We start from the raw sequence: 12,802 nt of genomic DNA on the forward strand, positions 1-12,802 counted from the left end.
CAACTTCCGGAACGCCTTTTTCTCAAAACACCAAAACAAAATTTAACTAACTCTAACTAGATTTTCAAATCTATTGTATAGAAAACGTCAAAATGAAATACATATTGTTTTGATTTTCAATTTTTTATAAAATTACCATATTTTAACACGTTTATCTTCCGGTAAATACATCCCGTCTCCCGGTTTGATGTTGAAAGCCTCGTAGAACGCATCTACATTTTGCAACGGTACGTAAGCTCTATATTGTCCCGGTGAATGGGGATCTGTTTTAACTTGGTTCTTAATTGCTTCGTCTCTTGCTTTACTTCTCCAGATAGTAGCCCAAGAAATAAAGAAACGTTGTTCTGGTGTAAAGCCATCAATTAATCCGGGATTACCGGTTTCTTTCAAATGAATTCTCAATCCGTCTAAAGCGGCACTCACACCTCCTAAATCCCCAATATTTTCACCTAAAGTAAATTTACCATCTACAAAAATGCCGGGTATAGGTTCCAATTGCGAATACTGATCGGCTAATGCTCCTCCTAATTCATTAAACTTTTTCAAATCTTCATCGCTCCACCAATTTACCAAATTACCATCGGCATTGTAACGTGAACCACTATCGTCAAAACCGTGTGAAATTTCGTGACCAATTACAGCTCCTATACCGCCATAATTTACCGCTTCGTCTGCTTTATAATCATAAAAAGGCGGTTGTAAAATAGCAGCCGGAAATACTATTTCATTAAAAGAAGGGCTGTAGTATGCATTTACCGTTTGCGGAGACATACCCCACTCGGTTTTATCAACCGGTTTATTTAATTTGGCAAAGTTTTCCGCATTACGCCATTGGGTAACCTTCTTCATGTTTTCATAATAGGTTCCTCCTTGAGATGGAGGTAATATAACTACTTTGGAATAATCTTTCCATTTATCGGGATAACCAATTTTGACTGTAAATTTTTTAAGTTTTGCAATAGCGTTTTCTTTGGTTGTTTTGGCCATCCAAGGCAAATTATTGATTCTGTTTTCGTAAGCCAAAAACACATTTTGTATCATTTTTTGAGCTTTTTCTTTAGCTTCGGCCGGGAACATTTTTTCTACATAAATTTTACCTAATGCTTCACCCAAAACTCCATTAACGGTTTGTAAAGCTCGCTCTTCAAAAGGGCGTTGTTTGATGGCTCCGGTTAAAGTTTTACCATAAAATTCCCAATTGGCGTTACCTATTTCGGTAGATAACATTCCGGCTGAGCGATTTAATAAAGTCCAACGCATATAGGCTTTCCAGTGTTCTACTTTATTCTCTTTAAAAATAGTTTCAAGAGCCGTCATGTAACGCGGTTGAGAGACAATCAATGTATCAACAACTGGGAGTCCAACTCCAACAAGATATTCTGTCCAATTGATAGAAGGGGTTATTTTTTGTAACTCGGCAACTGTCATTGGATTGTAGGTTTTTCTTCTGTCTCTTCTTTCAACCCGATCCAATCTCGGACTTGCCATTGCGATTTCGAGTTCTATTATTCTTTGAGCATTGGCTTGAGCAACAGCAGGCTTTTCACCTAAATAGGCCAACATTCGAGCCACATGGGCTACATATTTTTCTCTTTTTTCCTTACTGTCTTTATCTTCAGAAACATAATAATCTCTGTCCGGAAGACCTAAACTGCCTAAACCTACATTTACTACATTTCGGTTACTGTTTTTGGCATCGGTTCCTACACCTACCCCAAAAAATCCAACACCACCTTGCGTCTCCATTTCGATAAGTAATTTTCTCAAATCACTCATTGATTTTACTGCATTGATTTTATCTAAATAAGGCTTCAAAGGTTTAACCCCTTGCTTATTTCGGGTAAGCGTATCCATTACAGAGCGATAAAGATTAAGGGCTTTACCTTGATCGGAATCTGCAGTGTAACGAGAATCTGTTAAAGCTTCTTTTAAGATAGCCATCATATCTTTATCTGTCTTTTCCCGGAGCTCATCAAAACTTCCCCAGCGGGTTCTATCTGCCGGAATATCGGTATTGTCTAACCAAGTTCCATTTACATATCTAAAAAAGTTATCGCTGGGTTTAACGGTTTTATCCATAAAATCGGTGTTAATTCCATGCGATTCCTGCGTTTTGTTCTGTGCCATACCTACCACAAATGCTGATGCGGAAAGTAGAATAGTAAATTGTCTTTGGAGTGTTCTCATGATTTAGTTTTTAATAATTCTTTTGATAAATTGGTTTTCAGGAGTGGTCGCTTTTAGCAAATATACTCCGGCTGAAAGTGAACTTAAATCCAGTTCTGTTTGGGTATTTGAAATAGCTTGTTTTTTTACATTTTTTCCGGATATGTCAAACACTTCTATACTTCCTGATTGAACCATAGGGATAAATACCGATACAAATCCATTGGTTGGATTGGGGTACACTGTCATTTCAAGATTCTGATTTGATGGAATTGAAAGGGTTCCATCAATACTAAAGTCATCCATTACAACCCCTTCAAAAGTAACAGACTCATCTGAATGAAATACAAATCTGAAAATTACATTGGATTCATTTTGCAAAAAAGAAAGTGGCAAACTGTACTCTTGGTACAAGAGATTGGTACCTGTCCATTGAGCTCCCACACAATTGAAACAATTTGAATTATTTGGAAATCGATTGCTATTATACCAATTGGGGTCATTGGCGGTTCCTAAAAGTGACCATGTTTCTCCTTGATTGGTACTGTATTGTAAATAGACTAAATCCCAATTTAATTCTAAATTGAAAGCCATTTTGAAACGAAGTATCGGATTGACCACAGAAGTTAAATCGTAACATGACGAATACAGATATCCTTTTTGATTGTTGCTATAATTTCCGGTTAAATTGGTTGCATAAACTTGAGTCCCAGAGAAAGCTGTGTTCAAATTTAAACCGGATGGAATTCCTCGCTCCCAAACCGTTGTTGTTCCTTCTTGTGAAATTAACCAATCCGAATGGTTACCTTCAAACGTATTGATGACACCCACTTGTCCCATATCATTAGTGAGCAAACTTCCCGAAAAAGAGTTGTTATTTGAGAAAGTATCGTTGGCCATCACGACAGTGGCTGCTATTAAATTGTTCCCTTTGGGTAAATTTAAATTTTGAACAACTACTGTTGTAGAAGCCAGCGAAGGTATGTTTCCTTCCCAATTTACAGAATTTGAAATCCCGTTTATCGTATAATTTAATGTAAATGAGGAAATACTCTCTAAACCTGAATTTTGAATATTAAATGCAATTTGAGAATTGTTGCAATCTATATTCGCTGAGCTTTGTGATTCAATACCCAATAAAGCAATTTCGTTTGAGGCCATTTGAGTGGGAATTGGTGACTCCCAAACCCCTCGCCCGTATGTTGAGGCCACAATTTTTTGATCAATTTCATGAATTTCTATATCTGTTACCGTTACATTGGGTAAACCAGTATCATAGGGAACCCACTCAGATAAAGAATCGTCTTTGTAATAAACTCCCAAAGTCGTTCCAACATACAAAGGATTCAAAACATGCAATCCTTGATGTTTAACAACTGTTTTGGCAATTAAAGGCAATCCGGCACCTATATTAGTAAAAGAAAATCCGCCATTGGTAGATTGAAAAACCGAACCTCCGGTTCCCGAGGTTGAAACATATACAATTTGATTGTTGTTTGAATTCACTTCAATGGATGTAATGTTTGAAGAAAAAGTAGTGCAGTTGAAAAAATTAACTCCTCTATCTTCACTTTTTAGCAAGTTTCTACCATCGGCTATGTAAATGATATCATCATTGGTTTTGTCAATCGTTATTCGTTCCAAATTTCCATCTGTAATTAACGAATTGGATACCAATTGCCAACTGGAATTGATTAATTTGTACACGCCATTGTATCCGGCAAACAATTCCCCTACAGAATTTATAGCTAATGGAGTTATCCAATTCCCGGATAAATCATTAGGAGCACTAATACTTCCGCTTAATTGGTTTCCGGAGTTATTGGTAAAATACAAACCACTACCGTTTTGAATAAAACCGTAATACTTGTTAGGGTTGGTAGGGTCTATCACGGCCTCCATACCATCGGCCCCAAAGTAATTTTTCCATAAATTATTGCTCAAAGCATAACCTCCATTGTCTTGTAAACCTCCAGCGATTTTTGAACTCGATTGTTTGGATAATCCAATTCGGTAAAACTGTCCAATTTGTGCTGTTGCGGTTAAATCTGTAAAAGAAGCCCCGTTATTGTTTGAAACATAAACACCACCGTCACTTCCACAATATAAAATACCGTTGTAAAACCTCAAAAAATGAATGTCGGCATGTGTGTAAGTAGGCTGAAACGGGTTTGACCAGCTGTTTAATCTTGTAAATGTATTGCCTCCGTTTGAAGATTTCCAAACATTCAAAACTCCGGTATAAACCTCCTCCGGATTGGAGTCAGATACCGCCAAAGCCAGATCGAACCAGGCTTGATCTGCTTCAAAAATATCAACCGTATTTGAGGTTCTGGTAAAATTTAATCCGGAATTTGTAGATTTATATAATCCTTGATGACCCCAATCTGTACGTGCACTAAGAACATAGACATACTCGGGATTGGCCGGAGTAACATCAATAATTAATCTACCCGAATTAGCAGGCATTCCGGAAGATATCTGAGTAAAAGTATCCCCTCCATTGGTAGATCTAAAGAATCTATTCGTAGAAACGGCATATACAACATCCGGATTTCCAGGCTTTAATTTCAAATCTTTGATGTTTCCGGTTAATGGTCTTGTCCAAGTTAATCCCGCATTTATAGTCTTATACAATCCCGCACTGGTTGCTACCCATAGAATAGAGGGATTTGAAGGATGCATAAAAATATCGGCAGCTACCGTAGTGGTATTGGTAAATTGTAATCCGGTTGTGTTCCAAGTTAGACCTCCATCTGTAGATTTTAAAACTCCAATAGAATAGGTGTCTGAGGCATCTTTATCGCCGGTTGCAATATAAATAATATTCGGATTGGTATAATCCACCACAATCCCGGAAACCCCAATTTGTGGGAGAAAATCAGATAAGGGAGTCCAATTCAATCCGGCATCAGTAGATTTCCAAATTCCGCCTGCAGGAGCTCCAATATATAAAGTTGAGGCGTTAGTTGGATCAACATAAACCACGTTAACACGACCTTGACCGGGAGACCATGAACCGGTATTGACATGATTAAAGGGGCCCAAAGGTTGCCAGTTGCTTAGGGTACTTTGAGTTTCTATTCGTTGTGTAGCAGCTAGTCTCTTTTGATTCCAGGCATTCCACAATTGCTCAGGAGTTATGATGTAACCGTTGGCGTCGGTTTTTTCCTGCCAATGGGTTTCCCAACGTTTAAACGGTTTGTAACCACTACCTCTTTTATTTTTATCATGATCTTTCCAATACAAATCAAAGGCTTCGCGAATGGCTTCAACAGTAGCTTCGCCTTTGGCGTCTTTTTTCACGTTTTCCATCCAAGGTGCACTTTCGTTAAATTGAGCAAATCCGTTGAATTGATAGATAAATAATATAAAAAGTAATAGCTTCTTCATTATTTTTTAAAATTTTAATTCAAAAATAGGAAATTGTTAGGTATAGTTTGTAATTATTAACAGTTGTGTAAGAAGATGTATAGCGATTAACTTTTATACCTTTGCAAAAAAAATCACTTGTATGCTAGTTTTTTTAAAAAAATATAAGTTTGCTCTTATCGGATTCATTTTGTTTTCAACTCTTTTTTTGACTATTTCCTACTATCTCTTAAAACCCAAAAACCGACTCCCTTATTTTAATCCGTCAGATATTAATCCGGAATTGGTTGACAGTACAGTTCAACACATCAGTAAATTTCATACGATAGCCAACTTTTCATTTACCAATCAAAATGGAGAGATTATTACACAAGATGCCTATAAAAACAAAATATATGTAGCCGATTTTTTCTTCACAACTTGCCCCACCATTTGCCCTATCATGCAAAACCATATGGTTTTAATTCAAAATGAATTTGAAAACAATCCGGATGTAATGTTATTGTCTCATACGGTTATGCCGGACATAGATAGTGTTCCTGTACTAAAAAAATATGCCCTAGAAAAAGGAATAATTGACTCGAAATGGAACCTGGTTACGGGCGATAAAAAAGACATTTTTTATATGGCCAGAAAATCTTATTTGGCCGTGAAAACCGAAACAGCGGGCGAACTTTACGACATGGTACATACTGAAAATTTCATTTTAATTGATAAAGAAAAAAGAATTCGCGGATTTTATGACGGAACAAATCCAAAAGAAGTAGCCCAACTTATAAAAGACATTAAAATTCTTTTAGAGGACACAAAATAGTTTGATTCTTTAAATTCTTAGGTTCGTTTCGATTTAAAATAGTACTTTTGTATTTAAATTAATTCTAAATAACGCTTGGAAACAACAGTTGACCAATTAAAAAAAGGAGAAAAAGCGATTATAATCGGTTTTGATTTAGAGAGTATTCCATTGAAATTAATTGAAATGGGGTGCATGGAAGGCCATTGGATTGAATTGGTTCAAGTAGCCCCTTTAGGAGACCCGCTTTATCTTGAAATCAATGGAGCCCATTTAGCCATCAGAAAAGATATGGCCAAAGAAATTCAAGTAGAAATCATTCAAAATTAACCCTAGCGAATGGAGAATTCTACCTTAAAAGTTGCACTAATTGGCAATCCAAACACCGGAAAGACTTCGTTGTTCAATCAGCTAACCGGATTAAATCAACAAGTGGGTAATTATCCCGGGATAACTGTTGAACGAAAAGTAGGAACCTTTTATTTACCCAATTATAAAAAAGTAACTTTATTAGACTTACCTGGAACGTATAGTCTTAATGCCAATTCTCTTGACGAAAATTTAGTTATAGAATTGTTGTTAAACAAAAATGATAAAGATTACCCCGATGTGGTGGTGGTGGTTACTGAAGTAGAAAATTTAAAACGGAATTTACTCCTTTTTACTCAAATAAAAGATTTAGAAATTCCAACTGTTTTGGTAATCAATATGGCCGATCAAATGGAGGCTAAAGGCATAGAACTGAATATTGAAAACCTAGAAAAAGCACTGAAAACCAAGGTTGCACTGGTGAGTTCAAGAAAATCTACCGGGATAACCGATTTGAAAAATATAATTCAAAATTACAACCAACTCAACACAGAACCCTGCTTAAACACTTCATCTATAGATTCAGATTATTTTGAAAATCTGAGACGTATTTATCCCAGTCATAATTTATACAAACTTTGGTTGGTTATCACTCAAGATGTGAATTATGGTGAATTATCAAAAAACAAACTTCAAATTGATTCTTTTTCCAAATCGGATAGTGAACTCAAAAAACTTCAACACAAAGAAACCATAAAGCGGTACCAATTTATAAATGAAATTTTAAAAGAAAATAAAAAAGTAGATGCCTCAAAAGCTCAAGATTTACGCGGTAAATTAGACCGCATAATGATGCATAAAATTTGGGGATATACTATATTCTTTGGGGTTTTATTTCTTATTTTTCAATCTGTTTTTGAATGGTCTAGTATTCCTATGGACTACATTGACGAAACTTTTGCCAATTGGAGCACTTGGCTTAGCGAAACCTTACCTCCGGGAAAACTTACAGATCTTATTACACAGGGCATAATTCCGGGAATTGGTGGTGTCGTGATTTTTATTCCTCAAATTGCCTTTTTATTTCTTTTTATTTCACTTTTAGAAGAAAGTGGGTACATGAGTCGAGTAGTTTTTTTAATGGATAAAACCATGCGTCGATTTGGACTTAGCGGCAAAAGTGTAGTTCCGTTAATTTCCGGAACGGCATGTGCAATTCCAGCCATAATGGCTACTCGTAATATTGAAAATTGGAAAGAACGTTTAATTACTATTTTAGTTACTCCTTTTACCACGTGTTCTGCCCGAATTCCTGTATATACCATTCTAATTGCTCTTGTAATTCCCAACACAAAAGTGCTAGGTTTAATCAATTTACAAGGTTTAACCTTAATGTTGCTTTACTTGATCGGTTTTCTAATGGCTATTTTATCTTCACTAGTTTTGAATAAAATTTTGAAATTTAAGTCTAAAAGTTTCTTTGTTGTAGAAATGCCAAACTACAAAATTCCCTATTACAAAAATGTTGCTTTAAATGTTATAGAGAAAACCAAAGCTTTTGTTTTTGGAGCCGGTAAAATTATCGTATCCATTTCTATAATACTATGGTTTTTAGCTTCTTACGGACCTTCAGATAATTTTAAAAATGCCGAATCTATCGTAAAATCTGATACCCAAAATACTTCGCTTAATGAAGATGAAATTGAGGATAAAATTGCTTCATACAAGTTGGAAAACTCATACATTGGAATATTGGGTAAATCAATAGAGCCGGTTATAAAACCGTTAGGTTACGATTGGAAAATAGGCATCGGAATTATTGCATCTTTTGCTGCACGTGAGGTATTTGTAGGAACATTAGCTACAATATACAGTGTAGGAAGTCATCAAGAAGAAGAAAACACCATCAAACAACGCATGAAAAATGAAGTTCATCCTGATAGCGGTCTGCCTATTTACAATTTTGCATCCGGAATTTCTTTACTCCTTTTTTATGCTTTTGCCATGCAATGTATGAGTACTTTGGCTATAGTAAAAAAAGAAACCAATTCATGGAAGTGGCCCACAATTCAACTTTTTTTCATGAGTGGATTGGCCTATATTTGTGCATTATTGGCTTTTCAATTTTTGAAATAAATTCATTTTCAACTCATTAAAAAATTATTAGAAAAAACGTTATTTATAATTTGTCTAAATAAATTCTAGGTCTTACTTTTGCATCATAGAATTAATCTAAATAAAAAATGAAAAAGCGTTTTCACCTATTTTTCTTCTCTTTCATACTAACATGTAATGCCTTTAGTCAACAAGAACAAACAACCGATACACTAAAACTTGATGGTGTTATCCTAGAACCCAAAAAAAATAGTCCGGAAAGAATGCCTGAAATCAAACAAAATATTTTGTTTTCAGGTAAAAAAAATGAAGTGTTACATTTATCCAAAATCGACGGAAATTTCACCACCAATAATAGTAGAGAAATTTTCTCCCGAATTCCGGGTGTTACCATTTGGGAGAACGAAGGCTCTGGAATCCAAATTAATGTAGGAGTCCGCGGTTTAAGTCCAAATAGAAGTTGGGAATTGAATACCCGTCAAAACGGATACGATATTTCCTCGGATGTTTTTGGTTATCCCGAAGCCTATTACAATCCGCCATTGGAAGCCGTTGAAACCATTGAATTAGTTCGTGGAGGATCTTCTTTACAGTTTGGTCCCCAATTTGGTGGAATGTTGAATTATGTTTTAAAAAGAGAAACGAAAAAGAAATTTTCATTTGAAACCCAAAATACAGTAGGTAGTTATGGCATGATGAGTAGCTTTAATGCCATTGGCGGTAATTTCAAAAAGTTTTCCTATTATGTTTACAATCATTCACGTAGTGCAGATGGCTGGCGAGAAAATAGCGAATATACGGTTCGAAACACACACGCTTTTGTGGAATATCGCTTTACCGAAAACACCAAACTTTCGGCAGAATATACCAACATGGATTACCAAATGCAACAAGCAGGTGGTTTAACCGATGAGCAATTTAAAGATAATCCGAGACAATCCCTAAGAGAACGTAATTGGTTTGGAACGCCTTGGAATGTATTCTCTTTGAATTTTGACACAAAAATTAATGACAATTTTACTTCCAACACAAAACTTTTTGGACTAATTGGCGAAAGAAATAGTGTTGGATTCACAGCTACTCCAAATGTTGAAGATGTTATCAATCCTGCAACAAATGATTATGCTAATAGAAGAGTAGATCGCGATTTTTACGAAAATTACGGATTGGAAAATCGAAACATTTATAAGTACAAACTTGGAAAAACAAATAACAACCTTGCTTTTGGTGTGCGTTTGTATAAAGCAAATACACAACGGGTTCAGGATGGAAGAGGCACAACGGGTTCCGATTTCGATTTATCAATTGACGGAAGATTTGCCCGAGACATTAATTTTACTACCGAAAACGTAGCGGTATTTGCTGAGAATCAAGTTAAAATAACTGAAAAATTTAGCGTTACTCCGGGAGTACGATATGAATACATCAAAAACACCGGCGAAGGAAGATTCGGAATCAGTAATGGTAATGATGTAGCCTTTCCCGACAAAACGATTTCAAGAAGTCAACCCTTGTTTGGATTAGGAATGGAATACAAATTTACAACAACAAATATTTATGCAAATATTACTCAAGCCTACAGACCTGTTCTATTCTCAGATTTAACTCCCCCTGCAGTAACCGATGTTATTGACCCAAATTTAAAAGATGCCAGTGGTTTTAATGCCGATTTAGGTTTCAGAGGAACCTACAAAAACTACTTAAATTTCGATTTCAGTCTATTTTATTTAAGTTACAACAATAGAATTGGCGGAATAAGACAATTTGTAAACAACGACCCAACTCAAGGAACCTTTATCTACAGAACCAACTTGGGTGAAACTGTAAACAAAGGAATCGAAGGATTTTTTAATTTAAACTTTACGAAATTATTTGAAGTAGATAAACCTTATGGTAATTTAGATTTATTTGCCTCTATAAGTTTTATCGACAGTCGCTACACCGATTTCAGAATTTTTAACACCTCTGGAACGGCACCAAATGTTACCATCACAGAAACGAATCTAGATGGAAATCGAGTTGAAAATGCACCGCGTTATATTCACAATTTTGGACTTTCTTGGAGTAATACCAATTTCTCTTCTACTTTACAATATAGAATGTCCGGTAAAATATTTACGGACGCTAATAATACAACAACTCCGTCAGCCAATGGTGTTACCGGACTTTTAGACGATTATCGTGTTTTTGATTTATCTACTGAATATAGATTTTTGAAAAATTATAACATTCGTGCCGGTATCAACAACTTGCTTAACGAAGATTATGCCACCCGAAGAGCCGGTGGTTATCCGGGTCCGGGTATTCTTCCCGGGGAAGGCAGAACATTTTATATTTCTGTAGGAGCTAAACTTTAACAAATAAATGGTTTTCAGATAATTGAAAACCATTTATTTTTACATTATGATACAAACTATTATCGTTTATATTTTAGTAGCCATTGCTGTAATTGTTCTTTTGAAACCTTTATTCATGAAGAAAAAATCAAAGAAAAATTGCGGTGGTGATGATTGTGGTTGTCATTAACTTCCTAACGCCACATCCAAACTCATCATCACTACAAATCCACCAATGAATCCAAGAGTAGCAATATCGGTATGTTTGTCTTGTTGCGTTTCCGGAATTACTTCTTCCACCACTACAAATATCATAGCTCCGGCTGCAAAAGCAAGTGCATAAGGCAAAATTGGGGTGAAAAACGTAACAGCAACAGCTCCCAAAACTCCGGCAATCGGTTCTACTAACGCAGAAGATTGTCCGTATAAGAAACTCTTTTTTCGGCTCATTCCCATTCGTCGTAACGGCATAGAAACAGCAATTCCTTCCGGAAAATTTTGAATCCCAATTCCAATCGCTAAAATGGTTGCTCCGGCTATTGACGCTTCGGGAATTCCGGCTGCTACACCTCCAAACAAAACGCCAACTGCCAATCCTTCGGGAATGTTGTGTAATGTTATTGCCAAAACCAAAAGCGTTGTCTTTTGCCATGGTGATTTCACACCTTCCGTTTCTTTAAAATTGATATGAATATGAGGCAATAATTTATCCAAGCCAAATAAGAAAAAAGCTCCTAGCAGAAAACCAATTGCGGCGGGCAAAACTTTTACAAAACCTTCTCCCTCAGACATAGCAATGGCAGGTGCCAACAAACTCCAATAACTCGCCGCTACCATTACGCCACCAGTAAAACCTAGCATTCCGTCTAAAAAAGCTCGGTTCATCGTTTTAAAAAAGAATACAACAGATGCTCCTAAAGCCGTTAAAAACCACGTAAAAACAGTAGCGTATAAGGCTGCTAAAACCGGATTAATTCCGGATAAATAAGCTACAACAGAATCAAACATATTACACTAATTTTACGTAAAGATTACTCGCAATTTTATATGAAATTAAAATTTGCCTTTCATTAATTAAAATACCTAACGATTGATCAAAGGGTTCTTTACTGACTACTTCAATTTCAGACCCTAAAGCAATTTGATATTTGTCAAGATATTTTAAAAAATTCGGCGAACTGTCTTTTACCCCCAAACAAATAACTTTATTGGAAGGTAAAACCTCTGATAGTAATTGTTTATCAACTTTTATCATTTGACCATACCTGTCCGGAATGGGATCGCCGTGCGGGTCTTCTTTTGGAAATCCTAAATACTCATCCAACCTATTGATTAATTTCTCCGATTTGATATGCTCCAACTCTTCTGCCAAATCATGCACTTCATCCCATGTGAAATCTAATTTTTCAACCAAAAAAACTTCCCATAGCCGGTGTTTTCTTACAATCATCTTAGCCGCATGAAGCCCTTTCTGTGTCAAGGTTACACCCTGGTATCTTTGATAGTGAACCAATTCTTTCTCGGCCAATTTTTTCACCATATCCGTTACCGAAGAGGCTTTACTTTCTATCATACCGGCAATTGCATTTGTATTGATCCCTTTGGGAGAAACCAGAGACAAATGATAAATAACTTTTAAATAATTCTCCTCAGAATACGTCATGCTGTTAAAATCTGTAAACAAAAATAAAAAATTATTTTATATGCGTAA

At 35.8% G+C, this 12,802-nt stretch carries 9 protein-coding genes; 5 read left to right on the forward strand and 4 right to left on the reverse strand.

The annotated features are described in order from the left end of the window. Positions 1-132: 132 nt before the first annotated feature. Together V7M80_RS00640 and V7M80_RS00645 are read right to left on the reverse strand one after the other, a co-directional pair. Entirely contained in the window at positions 133-2,187 is a 2,055-nt protein-coding gene (locus V7M80_RS00640; RefSeq protein WP_442902329.1) for a M13 family metallopeptidase, read from the reverse strand. A gap of 3 nt (positions 2,188-2,190) precedes the next feature. Further along, positions 2,191-5,559: a T9SS type A sorting domain-containing protein gene (locus V7M80_RS00645; protein ID WP_333693287.1), complete on the reverse strand. Its 3,369-nt coding sequence runs from the start codon at positions 5,557-5,559 to the stop codon at positions 2,191-2,193. A gap of 121 nt (positions 5,560-5,680) precedes the next feature. On the opposite strand from V7M80_RS00645, the gene V7M80_RS00650 reads away from it, so the two are divergent. The 5 genes from V7M80_RS00650 (at position 5,681) to V7M80_RS00670 (ending at position 11,281) form a co-directional block, all read left to right on the forward strand. Further along, entirely contained in the window at positions 5,681-6,352 is a 672-nt protein-coding gene (locus V7M80_RS00650; RefSeq protein WP_333693288.1) for an SCO family protein, read from the forward strand. Positions 6,353-6,427: 75 nt separating this feature from the next. After that, positions 6,428-6,661 (forward strand): FeoA family protein, encoded by a 234-nt coding sequence (locus V7M80_RS00655; RefSeq protein ID WP_333693289.1) that lies wholly within the window; start codon positions 6,428-6,430, stop codon positions 6,659-6,661. Positions 6,662-6,670: 9 nt separating this feature from the next. Next, positions 6,671-8,776: a ferrous iron transport protein B gene (gene feoB, locus V7M80_RS00660; RefSeq protein WP_333693291.1), complete on the forward strand. Its 2,106-nt coding sequence runs from the start codon at positions 6,671-6,673 to the stop codon at positions 8,774-8,776. Between the two features lie 107 nt (positions 8,777-8,883). Continuing rightward, positions 8,884-11,112 carry a TonB-dependent receptor family protein gene (locus tag V7M80_RS00665; protein WP_333693293.1) on the forward strand — a complete coding sequence of 743 codons (2,229 nt, stop codon included), beginning with the start codon at positions 8,884-8,886 and terminating at the stop codon, positions 11,110-11,112. Positions 11,113-11,158: 46 nt separating this feature from the next. Further along, complete coding sequence (locus V7M80_RS00670) at positions 11,159-11,281, forward strand: FeoB-associated Cys-rich membrane protein (protein ID WP_442902330.1); 123 nt, start codon at positions 11,159-11,161, stop codon at positions 11,279-11,281. On the opposite strand, the gene V7M80_RS00675 is transcribed toward V7M80_RS00670, so the two are convergent. After that, complete coding sequence (locus V7M80_RS00675; RefSeq protein WP_333693295.1) at positions 11,278-12,099, reverse strand: ZIP family metal transporter; 822 nt, start codon at positions 12,097-12,099, stop codon at positions 11,278-11,280. The two genes, V7M80_RS00670 and V7M80_RS00675, sit on opposite strands and share 4 nt — an antisense overlap. A 1-nt stretch (position 12,100) precedes the next feature. Further along, a complete protein-coding gene (locus tag V7M80_RS00680) occupies positions 12,101-12,754 on the reverse strand; it encodes a metal-dependent transcriptional regulator (RefSeq protein ID WP_333693615.1) in 654 nt (217 codons plus the stop codon). Positions 12,755-12,802 lie beyond the last annotated feature (48 nt).

The organism is Flavobacterium sp., assembly GCF_036759525.1.
Classification (GTDB): Bacteria; Bacteroidota; Bacteroidia; order Flavobacteriales; family Flavobacteriaceae; genus Flavobacterium.